Annotated in this window: 24 protein-coding genes, 8 tRNA genes and 1 rRNA gene; 32 read left to right on the forward strand and 1 reads right to left on the reverse strand. The window is 38.3% G+C overall.

All coding sequences use genetic code 11. The annotated features are described in order from the left end of the window. Positions 1-197 precede the first annotated feature (197 nt). The 8 genes from FG383_RS18565 (at position 198) to FG383_RS18600 (ending at position 8,118) form a co-directional block, all read left to right on the forward strand. Positions 198-530 carry a DMT family transporter gene (locus tag FG383_RS18565; protein WP_142608898.1) on the forward strand — a complete coding sequence of 111 codons (333 nt, stop codon included), beginning with the start codon at positions 198-200 and terminating at the stop codon, positions 528-530. Next, positions 530-844 carry a DMT family transporter gene (locus FG383_RS18570; RefSeq protein WP_142608899.1) on the forward strand — a complete coding sequence of 105 codons (315 nt, stop codon included), beginning with the start codon at positions 530-532 and terminating at the stop codon, positions 842-844. Before FG383_RS18565 ends, FG383_RS18570 begins: the two co-directional genes overlap by 1 nt. Positions 845-909: 65 nt before the next feature. After that, positions 910-1,992 (forward strand): D-alanine--D-alanine ligase, encoded by a 1,083-nt coding sequence (locus FG383_RS18575; RefSeq protein ID WP_142608900.1) that lies wholly within the window; start codon positions 910-912, stop codon positions 1,990-1,992. Positions 1,993-1,997: 5 nt separating this feature from the next. Then, positions 1,998-3,368: a UDP-N-acetylmuramoyl-tripeptide--D-alanyl-D-alanine ligase gene (locus FG383_RS18580; RefSeq protein WP_142608901.1), complete on the forward strand. Its 1,371-nt coding sequence runs from the start codon at positions 1,998-2,000 to the stop codon at positions 3,366-3,368. Positions 3,369-3,391: 23 nt separating this feature from the next. Beyond that, entirely contained in the window at positions 3,392-4,096 is a 705-nt protein-coding gene (locus FG383_RS18585; RefSeq protein ID WP_142608902.1) for an alpha/beta hydrolase, read from the forward strand. Positions 4,097-4,436: 340 nt separating this feature from the next. Beyond that, complete coding sequence (gene cshA / locus FG383_RS18590) at positions 4,437-5,978, forward strand: degradosome RNA helicase CshA (protein WP_142608903.1); 1,542 nt, start codon at positions 4,437-4,439, stop codon at positions 5,976-5,978. A gap of 156 nt (positions 5,979-6,134) precedes the next feature. Then, positions 6,135-6,614 (forward strand): PH domain-containing protein, encoded by a 480-nt coding sequence (locus FG383_RS18595; protein WP_142608904.1) that lies wholly within the window; start codon positions 6,135-6,137, stop codon positions 6,612-6,614. Beyond that, positions 6,604-8,118: a PH domain-containing protein gene (locus FG383_RS18600; RefSeq protein WP_342782159.1), complete on the forward strand. Its 1,515-nt coding sequence runs from the start codon at positions 6,604-6,606 to the stop codon at positions 8,116-8,118. Before FG383_RS18595 ends, FG383_RS18600 begins: the two co-directional genes overlap by 11 nt. A gap of 12 nt (positions 8,119-8,130) precedes the next feature. Here FG383_RS18600 and FG383_RS18605 read toward each other — a convergent pair whose 3' ends face one another. Further along, entirely contained in the window at positions 8,131-8,760 is a 630-nt protein-coding gene (locus FG383_RS18605) for a rhomboid family intramembrane serine protease (protein ID WP_142608905.1), read from the reverse strand. Between the two features lie 68 nt (positions 8,761-8,828). Between FG383_RS18605 and acpS the strand changes: the two genes are divergently transcribed. The 24 genes from acpS to FG383_RS18725 all read left to right on the forward strand — a co-directional run. Then, a complete protein-coding gene (acpS, locus tag FG383_RS18610) occupies positions 8,829-9,182 on the forward strand; it encodes a holo-ACP synthase (protein ID WP_142608906.1) in 354 nt (117 codons plus the stop codon). 58 nt (positions 9,183-9,240) lie between these two features. Next, positions 9,241-10,263: a LolA family protein gene (locus tag FG383_RS18615; protein ID WP_142608907.1), complete on the forward strand. Its 1,023-nt coding sequence runs from the start codon at positions 9,241-9,243 to the stop codon at positions 10,261-10,263. A 134-nt stretch (positions 10,264-10,397) separates the two neighbouring features. Continuing rightward, entirely contained in the window at positions 10,398-11,504 is a 1,107-nt protein-coding gene (gene alr, locus FG383_RS18620; RefSeq protein ID WP_246097059.1) for an alanine racemase, read from the forward strand. A 132-nt stretch (positions 11,505-11,636) separates the two neighbouring features. After that, entirely contained in the window at positions 11,637-11,918 is a 282-nt protein-coding gene (locus tag FG383_RS18625) for a transcriptional regulator (RefSeq protein ID WP_425467669.1), read from the forward strand. Between the two features lie 4 nt (positions 11,919-11,922). Beyond that, positions 11,923-12,273: a type II toxin-antitoxin system PemK/MazF family toxin gene (locus FG383_RS18630; RefSeq protein WP_093271851.1), complete on the forward strand. Its 351-nt coding sequence runs from the start codon at positions 11,923-11,925 to the stop codon at positions 12,271-12,273. Positions 12,274-12,408: 135 nt separating this feature from the next. Next, complete coding sequence (locus FG383_RS18635) at positions 12,409-13,239, forward strand: STAS domain-containing protein (protein WP_142608910.1); 831 nt, start codon at positions 12,409-12,411, stop codon at positions 13,237-13,239. Next, entirely contained in the window at positions 13,236-13,598 is a 363-nt protein-coding gene (locus FG383_RS18640) for an STAS domain-containing protein (protein WP_142608911.1), read from the forward strand. The genes FG383_RS18635 and FG383_RS18640 overlap by 4 nt, the downstream gene beginning before the upstream one ends. 6 nt (positions 13,599-13,604) lie before the next feature. Beyond that, the gene (locus tag FG383_RS18645; protein WP_142608912.1) at positions 13,605-14,006 is read left to right on the forward strand and encodes an anti-sigma regulatory factor; all 402 of its coding nucleotides are present in this window, start codon (positions 13,605-13,607) and stop codon (positions 14,004-14,006) included. Between the two features lie 17 nt (positions 14,007-14,023). Next, a complete protein-coding gene (locus tag FG383_RS18650; RefSeq protein ID WP_142608913.1) occupies positions 14,024-15,022 on the forward strand; it encodes a PP2C family protein-serine/threonine phosphatase in 999 nt (332 codons plus the stop codon). Positions 15,023-15,104: 82 nt separating this feature from the next. Beyond that, the gene (locus tag FG383_RS18655) at positions 15,105-15,452 is read left to right on the forward strand and encodes an anti-sigma factor antagonist (RefSeq protein ID WP_142608914.1); all 348 of its coding nucleotides are present in this window, start codon (positions 15,105-15,107) and stop codon (positions 15,450-15,452) included. Next, entirely contained in the window at positions 15,439-15,909 is a 471-nt protein-coding gene (rsbW, locus tag FG383_RS18660; protein WP_142608915.1) for an anti-sigma B factor RsbW, read from the forward strand. The genes FG383_RS18655 and rsbW overlap by 14 nt, the downstream gene beginning before the upstream one ends. Continuing rightward, positions 15,887-16,672: an RNA polymerase sigma factor SigB gene (gene sigB, locus FG383_RS18665; protein WP_142608916.1), complete on the forward strand. Its 786-nt coding sequence runs from the start codon at positions 15,887-15,889 to the stop codon at positions 16,670-16,672. Before rsbW ends, sigB begins: the two co-directional genes overlap by 23 nt. Beyond that, complete coding sequence (locus FG383_RS18670) at positions 16,669-17,265, forward strand: SpoIIE family protein phosphatase (protein ID WP_185908013.1); 597 nt, start codon at positions 16,669-16,671, stop codon at positions 17,263-17,265. The genes sigB and FG383_RS18670 overlap by 4 nt, the downstream gene beginning before the upstream one ends. Before the next feature lie 62 nt (positions 17,266-17,327). Further along, entirely contained in the window at positions 17,328-19,496 is a 2,169-nt protein-coding gene (locus FG383_RS18675) for a Tex family protein (protein ID WP_142608917.1), read from the forward strand. 64 nt (positions 19,497-19,560) lie between these two features. Further along, positions 19,561-20,031: a SprT family protein gene (locus FG383_RS18680; protein WP_142608918.1), complete on the forward strand. Its 471-nt coding sequence runs from the start codon at positions 19,561-19,563 to the stop codon at positions 20,029-20,031. An 87-nt stretch (positions 20,032-20,118) separates the two neighbouring features. Then, a tRNA-Asn gene (locus FG383_RS18685) sits at positions 20,119-20,193 on the forward strand. A gap of 7 nt (positions 20,194-20,200) precedes the next feature. Next, positions 20,201-20,272 (forward strand) — tRNA-Glu (locus FG383_RS18690). Between the two features lie 20 nt (positions 20,273-20,292). Further along, positions 20,293-20,368, forward strand: a tRNA-Asp gene (locus FG383_RS18695). Positions 20,369-20,371: 3 nt separating this feature from the next. Further along, positions 20,372-20,446: transfer RNA gene (locus FG383_RS18700), tRNA-Gln, on the forward strand. Positions 20,447-20,453: 7 nt separating this feature from the next. After that, positions 20,454-20,526 (forward strand) — tRNA-Lys (locus tag FG383_RS18705). A 65-nt stretch (positions 20,527-20,591) separates the two neighbouring features. Beyond that, positions 20,592-20,678 (forward strand) — tRNA-Leu (locus FG383_RS18710). Positions 20,679-20,691: 13 nt separating this feature from the next. Continuing rightward, positions 20,692-20,768, forward strand: a tRNA-Arg gene (locus tag FG383_RS18715). 30 nt (positions 20,769-20,798) lie between these two features. Continuing rightward, positions 20,799-20,872, forward strand: a tRNA-Gly gene (locus FG383_RS18720). 152 nt (positions 20,873-21,024) lie between these two features. Beyond that, positions 21,025-21,405: ribosomal RNA gene (locus FG383_RS18725) — 16S ribosomal RNA — on the forward strand; the annotation flags it as partial.

Below are 21,405 nucleotides of genomic sequence, written 5' to 3' on the forward strand. Positions count from 1 at the left end.
AGGCTCATCGCTTACCCGGTGGAAAGCGTACGACTGCAGTGAAAATCCTAGCGGTCACTAGTCGACGCACTACGTCGCAGTATCCCTATAATGCGAAACACAGCATATGTAATCTCGTTAGACCATTATGTTCTTATTATTTCCTAATCCTTTTTGTGCTAAAATGAGCGGATGTAAAAGAACAGAGGTGTTTATAAGTGGCTTGGTTATTTTTAATCATTGCAGGATTGACGGAAATCATTTGGGCAATCGGCCTTAAAGAAGCAAATGGATTTACGGAGCTAGTACCTTCTATCATTACAATCGTCTTTTTAATCGTTAGTTTTTTCCTATTTGCCAAAGCAATGAAGACGATTCCGATTGGTACGGCATATGCTATTTTTACAGGGATCGGTGCGGCCGGTACTGTAGTAGTGGGGATTCTTTGGTTTCAAGAAGCAGTTAGCTTCGGTAAACTATTCTTTTTATGTTTATTACTCTTTGGCATCATTGGGTTAAAGCTTGTGGATGATGAAGAGGAGGATGCATAATGGAGTGGATTGTATTAATAATTGCAGGTGTATTTGAAGTTGCATTCGTTGTCTATATGAAGCTTTCGGATGGATTTAAAAATGTAAAATATACGATTTTCACCATTATTTCTGCCTGCTTAAGTTTTTTCCTATTATCGCTAGCATTGAAAGATATTGCAGTAGGTACTGGTTATGCAGTGTGGACGGGAATTGGAGCAGCAGGAAGTGTATTAATAGGAATGTACTTTTTTCATGAGAAGAAAAGCTGGAAAAAACTATTCTTTTTAAGTTGTATTATTTTTGGAGTCGTTGGTTTGAAATTATTCGGATAATTATTCATCTAATTATGCTGTCCGTGATAAACTAGTATTATCCGAAACGTGGAGGTTATTTACAAATGAAAATAAAATTAGGCTTATTATACGGTGGTAAATCTGCTGAGCATGAAGTGTCGTTACTTACAGCAAGAGCAGTATCACAAGCGATAAATTTTGATAAATATGAAGTATATCCAATCTATATAACAAAAACAGGTGAATGGAGAAAAGGGAGTGCTTTGGCAGGTCCTGCGGAATCAACAAAAACGCTCCAATTTGGCTTAGAAACTTCTAAACCGAATTCTATTGCAAGTTTCTTACCGGTGGAAAACGATGATGCTTCTAAGCTCGATGTTATTTTTCCGCTTTTACATGGACCAAATGGTGAAGATGGCACGGTGCAAGGTTTGTTGGAAGTATTGAATCTACCGTACGTTGGAAACGGTGTGCTCGCATCTGCTGCAGGGATGGATAAAGTAGTGATGAAGCAATTATTTGCACAAGCGGGATTAACGCAAGTACCTTACGTGCACTTCATTCGCAAAAACTGGAAAAGTAATCAGGAAGCCCTTCTTCAACAAATGGAAGAAAGTTTGCAATGGCCTTTATTTGTCAAGCCAGCTAATCTTGGATCGAGTGTAGGGATTACAAAAGCGGCGAATAGAGAAGAGCTCATCAAAGCAGTAGAATTAGCTTTCAAATACGATCGTAAAATTATTGTAGAACAAGGAATTGTTGCGCGCGAATTAGAAATGAGTGTGCTAGGCAATGACAATCCCAAATGTTCTGTAGTAGGAGAAGTATTGCCGACAAAAGATTTTTATGATTACGAAGCAAAATATGAAGACGGTACGACGAACTATGCGATTCCAGCAGTAGTTTCTGCTGAATTGTTGAAGAAAATGGAAGATGCGGCGGTTCGTGCATTTAAAGTGCTAGATTGTTCTGGGCTTGTTCGTGCAGACTTTTTTGTGACGGATGAGGAAGAAGTCATTATTAATGAAGTAAATACGATGCCTGGTTTCACGCCGATTAGTATGTATCCAAAGCTTTGGATCGAATCTGGTTTATCTTATTCGGATCTAATTGAAGAATTGATCACGCTAGCTCTAGAACGTTACGAGGAAAAGCAACAGCTTGAGCATTCGAAGGACGGGGAGTGACCAAGTTGAAAAAAAGTTTAATAGAAATTGCCGTTTGGTTAGGGATAGAAGCATCATCAGCACATAATCCGTTAGTCACAGGCGTGTCGATTAATACGCGAACTCTCCAACCAGGAGACATATTTATCCCTTTCCGTGGTGAGAATGTAAATGGGCACCGCTTTGTGCAAGATGCTTTTGATAAAGGAGCAGCGGCGTCACTTTGGTTAAAGGATGAACCAAATCCTCCGAAGGATGTTCCGCTCCTATTTGTGGAAAGTGGCGAAGAAGCGCTTCAGCAAATGGCAGTGGCGTACCGCGCAGAATTGAATGCCACATTCATCGGAATTACAGGGTCGAACGGCAAAACGTCTACAAAGGATTTAGTAGCTGGCATACTTTCCCCGTATTTCCGTGTGAAAAAAACGGAAGGTAATTTTAACAATGAATTAGGATTACCTTTAACCATTCTTTCGCTCGAAGATGATACGGAATTTGCTGTGTTAGAAATGGGTATGAGTTCATTTGGTGAAATAGAATTTTTATCTAAACTTGCAAAACCAATGTATGCAGTTATTACAAATATTGGCGAAGCGCATATGCAAGATCTCGGCTCACGCGAAGGCATTACAAAAGCAAAGTTTGAAATTATTGCAGGTTTACAAGAGAAAGGGAAACTTTTCTATGATGGCGATGAGCCATTACTTCGTCCGTTTATTGAAAGTAATCCTTCCCTGCACTCCAAATCGTTTGGTGTAGATGAGGCTAATGATCTGCGTATAGTAGAAGTGGCATTTACCGAACAAGGTAGTAAGTTCCGTACCGAAGGATTAATAAATGAAGAATTGTCTATTCCGATACTTGGAGAGCATCAAGTGAAAAACACATTAGCGGCTTTATTAATCGCAAAAGAAGTAGGACTGACAGCAGAACAAATGCGTGTAGCTTTAAAAGAAATTGTTTTAACGGATATGCGTATGCAAGTAATGGAAGCGAAAAACGGGGCAATTTTCATCAATGATGCTTATAATGCTGCACCAACATCGATGAAAGCGGCCATTTCTTTTGTGGAAAAATCGACGATTAAATCACATAAATGGCTCGTACTTGGAGATATGTTGGAGCTCGGTGAAAACGAAAAGCAGTATCATGAAGAAATGAGCGCATATATATCGGAGAAAGTGTTTACAGGAGTTTGTTTATTCGGACCGAAAATGGAATGGCTTTACAAGAAACTAGTGGATCAATTTAACGGTGAACAGCTAATTTGGGTAGAAAATGACTATGAGCAAATTATTTCATTTTTACGTGAAAAAATAAATGAAGAGTCCATCGTATTAGTAAAAGGTTCACGTGGAATGAAGTTAGAACGTATCATTGAACCTTTCCAAAAATAAAAACGAGAAAGGAGTAGGGCAATATGAAAACAGGGGTCCTTTGCATTCACGGTTTTACTGGTGGACCATATGAGGTGCAGCCATTCGTGGAGTTTTTACAGGAAAGGACAGACTGGACAATTATTGTCCCTACACTTCCTGGTCACGGAGAAACGTTAGAACTAAAAAAGATAACTGCAGAAAATTGGTTGATGGCAGCAGAACTAGCACTAAGAAAACTTCAAAAAGAAGTGGATCAGGTCTACGTTGTTGGGTTTTCCATGGGTGGGATTATTGCTATGTACTTAGCCACTCGGTATCCAATTTCCAAACTTGTTTTGTTAAGTGCAGCAGCTAAATATATTTATCCGGCGCAGCTCTTACAAGATATTAAAGAAATGGCGAAAGAAGCAGTGGAAGGAAAGCTGGAGGATAATATATTGTACAAGCGATACAGTTCTAAATGGAGAGAAACACCGATTCGTGCGACGTTTGAATTTATCCGATTAGTACGTATAGTTGAACCATATTATAGCCAAATTAAAATACCGGTCTGTTTAGTCCAAGGTAAAAAAGATGGTATTGTACCTTATACTACCGCTGAGTTCTTATTCGATCAAATTGGCTCAGAGGAAAAAGAACTTATCTTTTCCGAAACAGGTAAACACCATATTTGTTACTGTGATGACTGCGAGGATTGGTTTCATCGTGCGTCAAAATTTTTAAACAAGAAAGGTGCGGATAATTAAACTAATAATTATAACAGTTGCTATTTCGTTGCAACTAATAATAAGGCATGATATACTACGTTTAGAGCAATGGATACATTTTGTGTGAAGACTCTTCAGTATTTGATGAAGAGTACTTTTTTTTGAACATAACGGTTTGTTGAAGTAGTATGATAAGATCACTCATTAACGAACCGCTCGGCAAAAGACCGGGCTTTCCCTTTATATAAGACCCCTCTGAACTGTAAACCACAGAGAATTTTAAGTAACGGAAACGTTCCTCGTATAGGCTCGAATTTGCCGCAATTTCATCTGAAAATGTAACCATTTGTCAAAACACAAGAAAAAGGAGATTAAAATTTTGACAAATTTTTCAGAATTAAATATTAGTGCTTCTACATTAAAATCCGTTCAACGTATGGGATTTGAAGAAGCAACACCAATCCAAGAAGGTACTATTACACATGCAATGGAAGGCCGCGACGTTATTGGCCAAGCACAAACAGGTACAGGTAAAACTGCAGCTTTTGGTATCCCTATGATTGAAAAAGTCGATACAAAAAACCCTAATATTCAAGCATTAATTATCGCTCCTACACGTGAACTTGCAATTCAAGTTTCTGAAGAGCTTTATAAATTAGGATATGACAAAAAGGTTCGTTTATTATCTGTATACGGTGGTCAAGAGATTGGTCGTCAAATCCGTGCACTTAAAAATAAACCACAAGTTATTGTTGGTACACCTGGTCGTATTTTGGACCACATCAATCGTCGTACGTTAAAACTTGATCAAGTTCAAACACTTATCTTAGACGAAGCTGATGAAATGCTTAACATGGGATTCATTGAAGATATCAACAAAATTTTAGAAAGCGTTCCTCCAGAGCGTCAAACATTATTGTTCTCAGCTACAATGCCGGGACCAATTCGTAAAATTGCTGAAAAATTCATGAAAGATCCAGTGGAAGTAAAGATCAAGTCTAAAGAAATGACTGTTGAAAACATTGAACAGTTCTACGTAAAAGCGCATGAGCGTGAGAAATTTGATGTATTATCAAGAATCTTAAACGTACACCAACCTGAGCTTGCAATTGTCTTCGGTCGTACAAAACGTCGTGTAGATGAATTAGCTCAAGCACTAAGCATTCGTGGTTACTTAGCGGAAGGAATTCACGGAGATTTAAGCCAAGCGAAACGTATGTCTGTATTGAAACAATTCAAATCCAATAAAATTGATATCCTTGTTGCAACGGATGTGGCTGCACGTGGATTAGATATTTCTGGCGTAACTCATGTATATAACTTTGATATTCCACAAGATCCTGAAAGCTATGTTCACCGTATCGGTCGTACAGGTCGTGCAGGGAAAAGTGGTATCGCAGTAACTTTCGTAACACCTAGAGAAATGGGTTACTTACGTATCGTAGAAGACACTACGAAAAAACGTATGACAGCTCTTACTCCACCAAGTTCTGATGAAGCATTAGTAGGTCAGCAACGTGTTGCGATTGAAAATTTATCAGAAATCGTGAACAAAAATGATTTAGGGGATTACCGTACATTAGCTTCAGAAATGCTTGAAAAATTTGAAGCAATAGACGTAATTGCTGCAGCTATTAAATCAATGACAAAAGAACCAGACGCTACACCAATCGCACTTTCTGAAGAGCGTCCACTACCTGCTCGTAGAGAGCGTAGCGGTGGCGGCGGATCTCGTTCCGGCGGTGGTTACAAAGGTAACCGAAGCGGCGGACGTAGTTCATCAGGACGCTCAGGAAGCGATCGCGGATCTTCACGTACAGGTAGCAGTTCACGTCCAAGTGGCGCTCGTCGTAGTAGCGGTCCACGTGACGGTTCTACACAACGTAGCACTAGAACTCGTTCACCACGTAACGAAAACTAATCAAACATTCAAAAAGGATGAATTTCGCATTTCGATGCGGATTCATCCTTTTTTTTTATTGGAATCGAATAATCAATCAGCCCAGAAAACATTCCTGTATAAATTGAAACATTTCCTCTATAAAATCGTATACAATATAAGGAAGAGGTGTTGACGATGAGAATGGAACCTATAAATAAAATATCTGAAAAAGGACTACGTGTATGGCGAATCTATGGGATTTTCCAAACGTTCATTGCACTGTTAGTCGGGATAGGTATTAGTACGGTCAATTTTTTTACTGGAGAGTATTTATGGATATACATAGTAGTTGGAGGAATTGTACTCCTCATTGCGTATTTATTAATTTATTTATTTCCTAAAGTACGATGGATGAGATGGCGTTACGAAGTACGAGAGCAAGAAATAGAACTGCAGCACGGTTTATTTGTAGTGAAACGGACGCTCGTACCAATGGTTCGTGTACAACATGTGGACACAGAACAAGGACCCATTTTACGGAAGTATGATTTGGCATCTATTACGATTTCCACAGCTGCAACAAATCATACGATACCAGCGCTAATTACCGCAGAGGCGGATGAGTTACGTGGCAGAATTTCTGTACTTGCAAGGGTGGCGGAAGATGATGTCTAAAGAAAAGTACAAACTACATCCTATTTCAGCAGTAATAAACTTTGTAAAAGTATTAAAAGATATGATCATCCCGTTTGTAGTAGTGATCGCAGTCAATGGATTTGGTGGAAGCAAGGATTCTGGGGATTGGTCCTCCTATATTATGTATGGTATCTATGGGATTATTCTAATCTTTTTATTGGTTAGTGGAATTATTAAATGGAAACGGTTCAGGTATTGGTTTGAAGAGGAAGAGCTTCGTATTGAGTACGGTTTATTCGTGAAGAAAAAGCGATATATCCCTTTTGAACGTATTCAAAGCTTGAACTATACGGAAGGTATTCTCCATAGACCATTTGGACTAGTTAAAGTAAAAGTAGAAACAGCTGGTGGCGGGGCGACAAAGGAAGCCGATGCAGAGTTAACAGCGATTACGAAAGCCCAAGCAGATCAGATAAAACGGGAAATGTTGCAAGCTAAAAATAAACTACCAATTGAATTGGATGATTCTGATGAGCCGGTGGTAGTGCAGCAACCGGTAAAAGAGGAAAAACGGGCTGTTTTTAAAATGTCTAGAAAAGACCTATTCGTGTTAGCAAGTACTTCTGGTGGAGTTGGTGTGTTTTTCTCAGGGGTAGCTGTTTTTGCTTCTCAATTTTCAAACGTTATTCCTTATGAAGCGATTTATGATGAAATTGTTGTATTCATTCGTTTTGGAGCACTTATTGTTGCGTTAGCTATTTTTGTTGTTTTGTTAATTGCTTGGATTGTATCTGTCGTACTCACGTTTATCAATTACTATGAATTTACAATTACAGTAGAAGATGAAGAAATTATTATTACGAGGGGGTTGTTGGAAAAGAAAAAAATAACAATTCCACTTTCTCGGATCCAAGGAATACGGGTAGTTGAAAATCCACTGCGACAGGTAATGGGCTATGCAACGGTCATCGTCGATAGCGCTGGGGGTTCGCTTGCAGAAAAAGATGAAAAGATCCGTTTACTTCCACTTATAAAAAAAGCAAAAATAACGCCGATCTTACAAGAAATATTTCCTGATCTTTCATTTAATCCTGTTCTTACAAAAATACCTAGAAAGTCAAGAAAGTTTTTCTATCGATTAGATTATGTATGGATGATTCCGGTTTCGGCAGCGGTTAGTTACTTTTTTTACCCTTTTGGATTATTCTCGCTACTGTTATTCCCATTAAGTTATGTATTGGGTGTTTGGCAACAAAAAACGGCAGGCTATTTTCTGAATGAACGTCAGTTGGTCATTCAATATCGACTGTTTAGTAAAGTAATGGTCTGGATGGAGAAAAGAAGAATTCAATCCATGACTGAACGCACGACCCTTTTTCAAAAAAGGGCTAACGTATCGTCTATCATTACTACTATAAAATCTGGTGTGACGGGAGATTCTACAACAATCCCACATATAGAAAAGTCAGATGCAGAAATGCTATTAAATTGGTATGAACCACATCGAAGAGTAAGCATAGAAAAAGAACAGCCACTAGACTAGGGCTGTTCTTTCTTACTTCACTGATTTTAAGTGACTTTTCCGTTTTCTCCATGCAGCAATTCGTTTTGGGTGGAAATAAATAATTCCGATGACAAAACCGGTAATGAGACCTGCAATATGCGCAGTAGCATTAATATGCGGTTGTAGAAAGGTCATAATAACACCAATTACGATGATTGGAACAATGATTTGTTTTAGCTGCGGCATGAAATTTCTCGTATAATACACTAAAGCCCCAAAGGCACCAAGTATACCGTAAATTGCCCCACTAGCTCCTACACTTTTATATTCCCAACCATGTATTAAATATGTAGCAATACCACCGACTAAACCAGCTAATAAATAAATGGTTAAGAAACGAGCTTTACCTGCAATTTGTTCCAGCTCTGGTCCAAATAGATAAAGAGAGAACATATTGAATAACAGATGAAAAAAAGTCGCATGTAAAAACATCGGAGTAACTAAACGCCAATACTCACCTTCACTTATAAGTAAGTTAAAATGCATACCTTTGGAGTATAATGCATCTCCCAAAATAGGGATATTTGTTAAAATATAAATAGCAATGTTTAAAGCGAGCAAAGTAGAAACGACTGGATAGAGTTTAATGTATTGTTTAAAATTTTCTGTTCTCGTAAACATTATTTCACCTCAAGTTTTCTACTAATAGTATAGCCTGTATAAGTTACATTTGAAAAGGAGAAACATTCATGATTACTGGAATAGGATTAGATATAACCGAATTAACTAGAATTAAAACAATTAAAATGAAAACAACTAAATTTGAAGAACGTATTTTAACAAACAAAGAAAGAGCGCAGATGGAAAAACTATCACCTCCTCGACAAATAGAATTTTTAGCAGGTCGATTTGCAGCAAAAGAAGCATTTTCCAAAGCTCTAGGAACGGGAATAGGAAAAGAATGTAGCTTTCATGATATTGAAATCCTTAAGGAAAATAACGGGAAACCAAGTCTTTATTTTAAAGGAAACCAGGTGAACGGCTTCGTCTCTATTACGCACACGAAAGAATATGTAGCAGCTCAAGTAATTCTCCAATCATAACCGGTCGTCCAACTACATACAATGAACGAACGCAGTGATAATAGAAAGGATGGACTGATTGAAAAGCCGAGTGGCTAAAGTGTTATTTGTATTAGCAATGATGATCCTGGTACTATCTGCATGTGGAGCTGAGTCAAAAGAAGACGTATTAAAAAAATTGAGCAATAAGTGGGTGGATGCAAAAGGATACGAGTTAACTGCGGAAATGAGCATTTTAACTGGTCAAGAGCCTAGAGTGTATGACGTGGAAGTTTGGCATACAAAGCCTGATTTTTACCGCGTGAAAGTATCGGATAAGAGTGCTGAAAATACGCAAATGATTGTACGCAATACTGAAGGGGTTTTTGTTGTAACACCAGCGCTTAACAAAACGTATAAGTTTCAAAGTAACTGGCCAGCGGAAAATAGCCAAGCTTATTTGATTGGTTCACTTGCGCAAGATATTAAAAATGATAAGTCTTCTACATTTAAAGAAGAAGGTAATAACTATGTATTCGAAACGAAAACATCGAATAACCATAAAAACATGCTACCAACTCAAAGAATTTACATTGATAAAAAGACTTTATTGCCAAAAGATGTGGCGATATTGAATGAGAATAAAGAAGAACAGATTCATATTAAATTCAAACAAGTATCACTTGGTAAAACGCATGCAGCAGGAGATTACAAAATTGAGCAGACACCGACAGGAAAAACGGAAGAGGGTACTATAGAAGCTTCAGCAGAAATGGAAAATAAAGAATTTGAAACACATTATCCAATGATTCAGTGGGATGGTGTTCATTTAATCGATGAAAAAGAGATGCAAGTGGAAGAAGATAAACGAGTTATTTTAACATATAGTGGGGAAAAAGAATTTACAATTGTTCAGCAACTAAGCGATCCAAGTGTATCTTCTACAATTCCAGTATTTGCACCAGGTGACCCGGTAGATTTAGGGGTAGCTGTTGGGGCGGTAACAGATCAATCCCTTACTTGGGAACAAGATGGAATGTCCTTCTTCATCGCATCTACATCTTTAACGAAAGAAGAAATGATTGAAGTAGCTGCATCCATGACGATAGCTGGACTGAAATAAGTTTAACTTGAATGAGCAAATGTTTAGTGCTGATTCAATTACGCTGAGCTGTAATTTATATTTGACGACTTCCTCTCACAAGTAGGATAATCAGAAAAACAATGGTAAAACAAACGGAAAAAGAGGGAAGTCTTATGTCTCAGCCATACTATCGACCAACATTTATCCAAATAGATTTACAAGCAATCAAGACTAATATTAAGCACTTAAAAGAAATATTACCCGAATCTACTAAAATAATGGCAGTAGTAAAAGCGAATGCGTATGGGCACGGTGCAATTGAAGTTGCAAATGCTGCCTTACAAGCAGGTGCTACACAATTAGCTGTTGCTACTCCGGAGGAAGCTTTGCAATTAAGAGATGCAGGAATTATCGCTGATATACTTGTTCTCGGAGCTTCCCCAATCTCTTTTTTGCACATTGCAGCAGAACGCAACATTACATTAACAGCATATTCATTCGAGTGGTTATTTGCTACTCGCCACTTTACAAAACCTTTTAAAACGCATATTAAAATTGATAGTGGAATGGGTCGAATTGGTATTGTACAAGAGGAAGAATTACAGGCAGCGCTTGCCTTTATAAAAGAAAGAGATTGGATAGAAATAACTGGTGTGTATACCCATTTTTCGACAGCGGACGAAGAGGATGAACATCATTTAAAGAAACAAATTGCTGTATTCGAGCGGATGCTTCATTTATTTGAACAGCGACCAGCAATTGTACACACTTCCAACAGTGCCGCTACACTTAGAATCTCTGATCAACACTGGGATGCTGTGCGTTTTGGTATATCCATGTATGGAATTGCACCATCTCCTTGGATGGAGGAAAACCTTCCATTCCCTTTAATAAGTGCCCTTTCGTTACATACCGAGGTAGTGCATGTAAAGAGAGTAAAAAAAGGTGCTACAATTGGCTACGGTGCAACATATACAGCTACTTCAGATGAATGGATTGCAACACTTCCGATTGGTTATGCAGATGGCTTCTTGCGAAAGTTGCATAATCAATTCGTTTTAATAAAAGGCAAGAGAATGCCGATTGTTGGGAAAATTTGTATGGACCAATGTATGATCCGTTTAGATGAACAAGTGAATATCGGTGAAAAAGTAGTGTTGCTAGGGAAACAAATGAATGAAGAGATTAGAATAGAAGAATGGGCAAACGCTTTGCAGACAATACCATATGAAATTTGCTGCACCTTTTCCAATAGACTCCCTAGATTATATAGTAAATGACTCTTCGACAAAACTCGAACTAAGTGCATGATTTGTCTAACCATTTCTTATAATGTCTTTTATTATGCCTCTAGTAATGGTAAGATTAAGTATATTGTCATATAGGGAAATGTTTTGTCGGAGGTGTTTGCTGTGGTAAGTGGAAAAAAGAAAAAGGAAGCAATTATAGAGCTTCCTAAGCAAATGGTTAATGAAGGAGTAAAAATTGTCAAACAATCATTAGCTAATAGTGAAAATATTGTTCGTGTCCAAGCAAATGAATACATTAAGAAAGGCCAGGCAAATCTTATAAGAGAAGCGATGATGAAAGGTTATGTTGAAATGTCTCATATAAATTTATCCATAAGTTCGGAATGTTTACATGCAGAATATGAAGCACAACATACGACAGAGCGACTCGTAAGTGGAGGATGAAAACTTGATCGTAAAACGTGGGGACGTTTTTTTTGCAGATTTATCACCTGTAATCGGGTCTGAGCAAGGTGGAACCAGACCCGTTTTGGTGATTCAAAATGATATTGGAAATCGATTCAGTCCTACTGTTATCATCGCGGCCATTACTGCACAGATTCAAAAAGCAAAGTTGCCAACACATGTGGAAATCAATGCGAAACAGTATGATTTTGAACGAGATTCGGTTATCTTGTTAGAACAATTGCGTACGATAGACAAATCTAGGCTGACAGATAAAATTACACATTTGGATGAAGATGTTATGTGTGAAGTCGATCATGCATTAGGTATAAGCTTAGGAATTGTAAAATTTTAATACATAGACAAAACGCAATGTGTAGCCGACAAATACGCATTGTGTTTTTTTGTTTTACCTTAAGAGATGTAAAACAGCCCACTTTTCGTTAAAATGAAATTACGAATATTAATAAAGAGAGAGGTAATACACAATATGGATAAACAAATTGCGACGTACATTCAAGCAAATATTGATAAAATTTTAGAAAAATGGAAAGTGAGAATGGAGGACGACCAGGACGATCGATTCTTTCAAATCATGTCGGATCAAGTAATTGATACTACTGTTCGCGAATTTGGAGAACTGATGATTTCTAGTTTAACCGCAAGTGAAGAAACTTACGATGAGAAGCTGAAGGATTTTTCTGTTCAAATTGTCCGTTATGGTTGGTCGGTTACTTTTGTACTAAGAGCACTTACCAATTTCACGGAAGTAATCTATGAGGAAATGGAAGAAGCAGGATTGCTAACTGAAAGTAATTACAAATCATTTAGAGAAATATTGACAAATTGGATTACCCCGCTTAATCATAGTGTGGTAGATGCATATTCAAAGGTATGGGAAAAAACAGTTAACTTACAAAAAATTGCCTTGCAAGAGCTTTCAGCATCACTCATTCCTGTATTCGATAAAATTTCTGTTATGCCGTTAGTAGGTACGATTGATACAGAACGTGCAAAGCTCATTATGGAAAACTTGCTGCAAGGTGTCGTAAAGCATCGTGCGGAGGTTGTATTGCTTGATATTACCGGTGTCCCAGTAGTTGATACAATGGTCGCACATCATATTATTCAGGCAGCAGATGCTGTTCGTTTAGTAGGTGCAAAGTGTATGCTAGTTGGAATTCGTCCAGAAATAGCTCAAACAATTGTAACGCTCGGTATAAATTTGACTGATTTTACGACGACTAGTACGTTGCAAAGAGGAATGGAGCAAGCTCTAGCTTTAACAAATCGAGCGATTATAGAGGTGAACGTAAAATGATATCAAGAATTCCAATTTTAAAACTAAGAGACTGCTTAATTGTATCCATCCAATGGGAATTAGATGATCAAACGGCGCTAGCATTTCAAGAAGATTTATTGGCAAAATTGCATACAACTGCAGCGAGGGGAGTAGTACTTGATTTAACACCAATCGATTTTATTGATTCATTCATTGCAAAAGTACTTGGAGATGTTATTAGTATGTCAGGTTTAATGGGGGCAAAAGTTGTTATAACAGGTATCCAGCCTGCCGTTGCCATTACCTTAATAGAACTAGGCATAAGACTAGAAAATGTAGTTACCGCTCTAGACTTAGAAAATGGATTGGAAAAATTAGAACGAGAATTGGAGGACTAATCCATTATGAACTTAAGGTCTTCTGTAGATATTATATCGGAGTGGGACATTGTTGCTGCAAGACAACTTGGTAGGAATGAAGCAAAAGATGTTGGCTTCGGGACGGTAGACCAAGCCAGAATTACAACCGCTATAAGTGAACTTGCTCGTAATATTTATTTATATGCAGAAAAAGGGAATATTGAAATAAAGCAAATTTCAGAAGGTAATCTTAAAGGACTATTAGTTATTGCATCTGACAAAGGCCCTGGTATAGCAGATGTGCGGAAAGCGATGGAAGATGGATATACAACATCTGGTGGACTAGGAGCTGGACTTCCTGGAGTAAAGCGGCTCATGGATGACTTTAAGATTGAAACAGTAGTAGACGAAGGAACGGTGATTACTGCAACCAAGTGGATGAGGTAGGAAGGATGGAGTGAATAATGCCTCAAGAATTTAAAAAACAATATAAAGAAATTTTAGAAAAGTATATATTAAGACAGACGGAACATAATTTATACGAAGGTCAAAATATTAGTAGACAACTGATTCAGAAGAATATCTCTCCTGAGGAAGTAATTAGTATACATAAGGCGTCTTTAGAAGAGATTATGTCGGATTTACCAGAAGAAGTGTGGCATTCATTTGATTTACTCATAGAAGTGATGGTTCGTTATGGGTTAGCACTTAAAGAACACCAAACATTGATTCAAAAACAGCAAAATATCAAAATGGAAATGGAACTTGCAGCTAATGTGCAACAAACATTATTGAAAACGAAAGTGCCCAATTTGGTAGATTTAGATATCGGTATGATTTCCGTACCGGCTAAAGAAATGAACGGAGATTATACACACTTTTTGCATGACAGTACACATGTCGGTATAGCAGTAGCAGATGTTATCGGAAAAGGCATTCCTGCTGCGTTGTGTATGTCTATGATTAAATATGGAATGGACAGTTTGGATGGTGCAGAAACAAATCCAGTAATTGTGTTAGATGTGATTAACCGAATCGTAGAGAAAAGTGTAAGTGACTCGATGTTTATTTCCATGTTTTACGGAAAATATGATACATCGAAAAGTGAATTTACGTATGCATCAGCTGGACATGAACCACCACTTTTTTACTGCTCAGAGTCATCTAGTTTTTCGGAGTTACAAGCAAAAGGTTTACTTTTAGGCGTTATTCCAAATGTAAAATATGAACAACATTCCATCGCGCTAAAAAAAGGCGATTTTGTTGTAATGATGACAGATGGAGTAACGGAATGTCGTTCAAAAGAGGGCTTTATTGAACAACAAACGATTATGGATATTATTGAAAATGTTAAAGATCAATGTGCTCAAGAAATGGTAGAGTATGTGTTTCATAAGCTGGAGGAATTACAAGACTTTGAACAACGGGACGATTTCACCCTTGTGATTTTCAAAAAAGTATAGTCTTTTTGCAAAAAAAATGTTTAGCGCCAGTTGAATTGTGGTATTTAAAATAATATATAGATAAAACGGGGGATAAAATATTATGAATATTTCAGTTGAACTACATCAAAAAGATTTGCTAGTCGTGAACGGAATCATTAAAGGAGAAATTGATGCATTTACAGCACCAATTCTAAGAGAAAAATTATCTGAGATTGATTTGAAAGAAAACCTTCAAGTAAACATAGACTTAACAGATGTATCCTATATGGACAGTACAGGATTAGGAGTATTTGTTGGGTTTTATAAAAGTATAAATGCATCAAATGGTCATATGGAGCTAATCGGGCTTTCATCTCGTTTAAAACGATTGTTTGATATTACTGGTTTGGGGGAAATAATGGATATTCAAGCAAGTAGTGGAGAGGTGAAAATAGATGAAACCGTTTGATTATGTAGAAATTCGTGTACCTGCAAAGCCACAATATGTAAGCGTAGCACGTTTAACGATTTCTGGTTTAGCGAATCGTGTTGGATTCACTTATGATGAAATAGAAGATTTAAAAATAGCTACGAGCGAAGCAATCACAAACGCTGTTCAACATGCTTATACAGAGGATGAGGACGGAGAAGTTGTAATTGGATGCGCATTGTACGAAGGAAAAATGGAAATCATGGTAGCGGATCACGGGAAGAGTTTTAACTTCGAAGAAACAAAAGCACAAGTTGGCCCTTATAGTGAAATGGAGGAAGTATCCTTTTTAAGAGAAGGTGGACTTGGACTATATTTAATCGAGACATTAATGGACGAAGTAAAAGTCCATCAACAGGAAGGCGTAACTGTATTTATGACGAAGCATGTCGGAGTAGAGCAGGTGGATGGTAATGTCAAACACATCTCTTCCTAACAGTCAGTCCAAGGAAAAAATCCTTGAATGGATAAGTGAATATCAAAAGACTGAAAGTGAAGAAGCCCAGACAAATTTAGTATTAAATTATACTAGACTAGTTGAGTCTATCTCAAGAAAGTATTCAAATGGTAAATCTCATCATGAGGATATTGTACAAGTAGGGATGGTAGGGCTACTCGGTGCTATACGTAGATATGATCCGACATTCGGTAGAAACTTTGAAGCATTCGCTATTCCTACAATTATAGGGGAGATTAAACGCTTTCTCCGAGACAAAACATGGGCAGTACATGTACCAAGAAGAATAAAAGAACTTGGACCTCGAATTAGGGTGGCAGTGGAAACATTAACCATGGAATTTCAACGCTCTCCTTTAGTTCCGGAAATTGCCGAGTACTTAGATGTAGAAGTCGAAGATGTATTAGAAGCAATGGAAATGGGAAAAAGCTATCAAGCATTATCCATGGATCACTCACTTGAATCGGATTCAGACGGTAGTACGATAACGTTATTTGATGTAATAGGAAAAGCCGACGGAGAATTTGAGAAAACCGATCAGCGTTTGCTCGTAGCCAATGCTCTTGGCGTGTTATCTGAACGAGAAAAGCAAGTAATTCAACTTACATACATGGAGCAGCTAAGCCAAAAAGAAACAGGCGATCGACTTGGCATTTCTCAAATGCATGTTTCGAGGATACAGCGAAAAGCGATTAATAAATTGCAAGAGGCAATATTAGCGTCAGGTGGAGTAGTGAAGTGAAGAATCTTTCAGACGAAAACGTAGAGTTGTTAGTATTTCAAGAAGCCAAGCCTGGTAATTTAGAATCAGGCGATACATATTATGTATCTAAAAATGAAGAATTCATGTTGTGCGCCATTGCGGATGGGTTAGGTAACGGACCAATTGCAAAGGAGTCTGCAGATGTTATTCCGGAAATATTGGAGAAATATCCTGAAGAATCGCTAGATGAATTATTGTTACTTTGTAATGAACGAATGATACAAAAAAGAGGCGCAGCAGTCGCAATCGTGAAAATAGATTACAAACTCGAAACTATATCCTATAGTTGCATTGGAAATATTAGGTTTTATATGTACCAACAAGAAACAGATAAAATGGTATACCCCCTACCGGTTATGGGATATTTATCTGGAAGAAAACAAAAGATTAAAACACAAACATATGCATGTAAGAAGAATGATTTATTCCTATTACATTCTGATGGTGTGAATATGAATAGTCCTAAAAAAACGATTAAAAATGCACGTAATGCTAAATGTCTTTACAATTCGGTTCTCGATACAATTGAACATGGCGATGACGCTACATTTATAGTAGGAAGCTTACTCTAGAAAAGATTAGAGTAAGCTTTTTTGTGTTAAAATAAACCTAATAAGGAAAGGGTGTGTTTGTTTTGGAAATTAAAAAAATGCTTCAGCTCGTTTCTAAAGAGACAGGCGTAAAATCTTCACAAGCTGAACAGGTTATAAAACTATTAGAAGAAGGAAATACAGTTCCTTTTATCGCACGTTATAGAAAAGAACAAACTGGATCTTTAGATGAGGTTCAAATAAAAGCAGTTGAAGATCGCTACAACTACATACAACAATTAGAACAGCGAAAAGAAGAAGTCATTCGACTTATTGATGAACAAGGGAAACTGACAGAAGAACTAAGTAGCGCTATCCAAAACGCGACTGTTTTACAGCGAGTTGAAGATTTATATCGTCCATACAAGCAAAAACGCAGAACAAAAGCAACGATTGCAAAAGAAAAAGGCCTAGAACCTTTTGCGAGTTTATTGATGACTTTTCCAAAAGAGTCCGTAGCTATTTTGGCGGAAGATTTTTTGAGTGAAGAACTAGAAGTGCTTACAATAGAAGAAGCTCTACAAGGGGCAAGAGACATTCTAGCGGAGCAATTTGCGGATGATGCAAAAATTCGCGAACAAATCCGCAACATCTCACGTGCAGATGGACTAATGATAAGTTCTGTGAAAAAGGCTGAACTAGACGAGAAAAACGTATTTGAAATGTACTATGAATACGAAGAACCAGTCAAAAAAATTGTGCCACATCGTATTTTAGCACTTAACCGCGGGGAAAAAGAGGATGTCCTGAAAGTAAGCATACAAGTTCCAATAAATAAGGTAACCACTGTCATGCAAACAGAGTGGATACCTAATCATTCCTCTAGCGATGCTGTAGAACATATAAAACTTGCAATAGAGGACTCATACAAACGCCTAATACAACCTTCTGTAGAGCGTGAGATCCGAACGGAACTTACAGAAAAAGCAGAAGCCCAAGCGATTCACATATTCTCAGAAAACCTACGTAACCTTCTATTGCAACCACCTTTAAAAGGAAAAGTAATTCTTGGTGTGGATCCTGCGTACCGTACTGGATGTAAACTAGCAGTAGTGGATGACACCGGTAAACTACTAGAGGTTTCTGCAATTTATCCACATGCACCGAAAATGGATGTTGAAGGTTCCAAAAAGAAAGTTCTTTCTTATATAAAGAAGTATCCGATTACGTTAATCGCAATTGGTAATGGAACTGCCTCTCGTGAAACAGAACAATTTATTGTAGATTGTTTGAAAGAAGTAGATGGTGATGTTGCATACGTTATTGTCAACGAAGCCGGGGCAAGTGTATATTCTGCTTCCGAAACCGCAAGACATGAGTTCCCTGATCTTCAAGTGGAGCAGCGAAGTGCAGTATCGATAGCAAGAAGATTACAAGACCCACTTGCTGAACTAGTGAAAATAGATCCAAAAGCGGTAGGGGTAGGGCAATACCAGCACGACGTCTCGCAGAAGAAATTATCCGAGTCGCTCTCTTTTATAGTAGAAACTGCTGTTAACCAAGTTGGTGTGAACGTAAATACGGCATCTGCATCCCTTTTGCAATACGTTTCGGGTCTATCCAAAACAGTTGCAGAGAACGTTGTGAATTTACGAAATGAGCAAGGAAGATTCACTTCTAGAGCGCAGCTAAAGAAAATACCTCGGCTAGGTGCGAAAACATATGAACAAGCAATCGGATTTTTACGAGTACCAGATGCAAAAAATCCGTTCGATGCAACAGGTATTCATCCGGAAAGCTATAAGGCAGCAGAACAAGTACTAGCAATTGCAGGACTGAAAAAAGAACAAATCGGCTCCAAAGAAGCAGAAGAGGCTTTGAAGAACATTTCTATAGAAGAAGTAAGTAAAGAATTAGATATTGGTGAAATCACATTAAAGGATATCGTAGACACATTGATCAAACCAGCGAGGGATCCACGAGAAGCTTTCCCACAACCTATTTTGAAAACAGACGTACTTAAAATGGAAGATCTTAAGGCAGGGATGGAACTTCAAGGAACCGTTCGAAATGTAGTGGACTTCGGAGCATTTGTCGACGTTGGTGTTAAACAAGATGGACTTGTTCATATTTCGAAATTGAAAAAGGGGTTTGTAAAACATCCACTAGATGTTGTCTCGTTAGGTGATATAGTAACCGTATGGGTAGACCAGTTCGATGCAAATAAAGGAAGAATTGCACTTACAATGCTTCCCCCAGAGCAACAAGTGTAATAAATGTAGAGTTGTCCAATGTGCAGGCATTGGACAACCTCTTTTTAATAGGAGTGAGCGGTAGATGACGGATGAAAAACTGACTGAATTAGTTTGTAGTGTATCAAACGAAGTTTTTAGGAAAGACTTTCGACATGATGCTTATTTTAATAAACGTCTTCGCACTACAGGCGGGAGATATATGTTAAGAACGCATCATATAGAAATTAATCCACTTGTCTTTGAAAAGTACGGAATGGATGAATTGATTGGGGTAATCAAGCATGAGCTTTGTCATTATCATTTACATATAGAAGGAAAAGGTTACAAACATCGAGATGCAGATTTTAGAGAGCTTTTAAAAAGTACTAATTCTCCAAGGTTTTGTTCTACTCTTATGGAGCGGAATGGGCGTATCAGAAGGAATAGTTATACTTATCAATGTACAAAATGCTCCTTGTTATATAATCGGAAAATTCGTATAAATACCCGCAAATACAGATGTGGCAAGTGTTTGGGGGACCTCGTTTTAGTATCTTTTAAAAATAATAAATAAATTTCATAAAAGTAGTTGACGTTTTGCGAAAGGCTCTTTATAATAGAAAAAGTCGAGAAGAACAAAACGACAAAAACAAAAAAATATTCCGAAGTAGCTCAGTGGTAGAGCAATCGGCTGTTAACCGATTGGTCGTAGGTTCGAGTCCTACCTTCGGAGCCATTTATTTGGCCCCTTGGTCAAGCGGTTAAGACACCGCCCTTTCACGGCGGTAACACGGGTTCGAATCCCGTAGGGGTCATTTCAATTTTATATTTCCAAGGTCCCGTGGTGTAGCGGTTAACATGCCTGCCTGTCACGCAGGAGATCGCCGGTTCGATCCCGGTCGGGACCGCCATATTGGGGTATAGCCAAGCGGTAAGGCAACGGATTTTGATTCCGTCATGCCCTGGTTCGAATCCAGGTTCCCCAGCCATTTGTACGAGCCATTAGCTCAGTTGGTAGAGCATCTGACTTTTAATCAGAGGGTCGCAGGTTCGAATCCTGCATGGCTCATCAATTTATTGTTGACAAACGTATTTGGTAAGAGTACAATGAAACTTGTCCTAATTAATAACTACGCGGTCGTGGCGGAACGGCAGACGCGCTAGGTTGAGGGCCTAGTGGGGGATAACCCCGTGGAGGTTCAAGTCCTCTCGGCCGCACCAAAGCACACATTAAGCGCCCGTAGCTCAATTGGATAGAGCGTCTGACTACGGATCAGAAGGTTGTGGGTTCGACTCCTGCCGGGCGCGCCAAATAAACAATAATATTGAAACTTTATATATGCGGGTGTAGTTTAGTGGTAAAACCTCAGCCTTCCAAGCTGATGATGAGAGTTCGATTCTCTTCACCCGCTCCATTATTTAAAAACATGAACATTGAAAACTGAACATGCAAAACGTTAAGAAATATAGCTTGAAAGATTAACTCCGGTTATCTAAACAAGCAAAACAATTTTGACATCATTTAATGATGATGCCAGCAAAACAAAATGAGCTTTTTAAGTTCTCTATTATGGAGAGTTTGATCCTGGCTCAGGACGAACGCTGGCGGCGTGCCTAATACATGCAAGTCGAGCGAATGATGAAGAAGCTTGCTTCTTCTGATNGCCCTGTAGATTGGGATAACTCCGGGAAACCGGGGCTAATACCGAATAATCCATTTTCTCACATGAGGAGATGTTAAAAGACGGTTTCGGCTGTCACTACAGGATGGGCCCGCGGCGCATTAGCTAGTTGGTGGGGTAATGGCTCACCAAGGCGACGATGCGTAGCCGACCTGAGAGGGTGATCGGCCACACTGGGACTGAGACACGGCCCAGACTCCTACGGGAGGCAGCAGTAGGGAATCTTCCACAATGGACGAAAGTCTGATGGAGCAACGCCGCGTGAG

This window comes from Psychrobacillus soli (assembly GCF_006861775.1).
In the GTDB taxonomy this organism is placed as follows: domain Bacteria; phylum Bacillota; class Bacilli; order Bacillales_A; family Planococcaceae; genus Psychrobacillus; species Psychrobacillus soli.

Excerpts from the sequence above, each read along its gene's own strand:
- rsbW (WP_142608915.1), top strand. The coding sequence starts at position 15,439 with ATGAAACCGTTTGATTATGTAGAAATTCGTGTACCTGCAAAGCCACAA.
- acpS (WP_142608906.1), top strand. The coding sequence starts at position 8,829 with ATGATTACTGGAATAGGATTAGATATAACCGAATTAACTAGAATTAAA.
- FG383_RS18595 (WP_142608904.1), top strand. The coding sequence starts at position 6,135 with ATGAGAATGGAACCTATAAATAAAATATCTGAAAAAGGACTACGTGTA.
- FG383_RS18645 (WP_142608912.1), top strand. The coding sequence starts at position 13,605 with ATGAACTTAAGGTCTTCTGTAGATATTATATCGGAGTGGGACATTGTT.
- FG383_RS18605 (WP_142608905.1), bottom strand. The coding sequence starts at position 8,760 with ATGTTTACGAGAACAGAAAATTTTAAACAATACATTAAACTCTATCCA.
- FG383_RS18575 (WP_142608900.1), top strand. The coding sequence starts at position 910 with ATGAAAATAAAATTAGGCTTATTATACGGTGGTAAATCTGCTGAGCAT.
- FG383_RS18655 (WP_142608914.1), top strand. The coding sequence starts at position 15,105 with ATGAATATTTCAGTTGAACTACATCAAAAAGATTTGCTAGTCGTGAAC.
- FG383_RS18650 (WP_142608913.1), top strand. The coding sequence starts at position 14,024 with ATGCCTCAAGAATTTAAAAAACAATATAAAGAAATTTTAGAAAAGTAT.
- FG383_RS18600 (WP_342782159.1), top strand. The coding sequence starts at position 6,604 with ATGATGTCTAAAGAAAAGTACAAACTACATCCTATTTCAGCAGTAATA.
- sigB (WP_142608916.1), top strand. The coding sequence starts at position 15,887 with ATGTCAAACACATCTCTTCCTAACAGTCAGTCCAAGGAAAAAATCCTT.
- alr (WP_246097059.1), top strand. The coding sequence starts at position 10,398 with ATGTCTCAGCCATACTATCGACCAACATTTATCCAAATAGATTTACAA.
- FG383_RS18585 (WP_142608902.1), top strand. The coding sequence starts at position 3,392 with ATGAAAACAGGGGTCCTTTGCATTCACGGTTTTACTGGTGGACCATAT.
- FG383_RS18635 (WP_142608910.1), top strand. The coding sequence starts at position 12,409 with ATGGATAAACAAATTGCGACGTACATTCAAGCAAATATTGATAAAATT.
- FG383_RS18680 (WP_142608918.1), top strand. The coding sequence starts at position 19,561 with ATGACGGATGAAAAACTGACTGAATTAGTTTGTAGTGTATCAAACGAA.
- FG383_RS18640 (WP_142608911.1), top strand. The coding sequence starts at position 13,236 with ATGATATCAAGAATTCCAATTTTAAAACTAAGAGACTGCTTAATTGTA.
- FG383_RS18570 (WP_142608899.1), top strand. The coding sequence starts at position 530 with ATGGAGTGGATTGTATTAATAATTGCAGGTGTATTTGAAGTTGCATTC.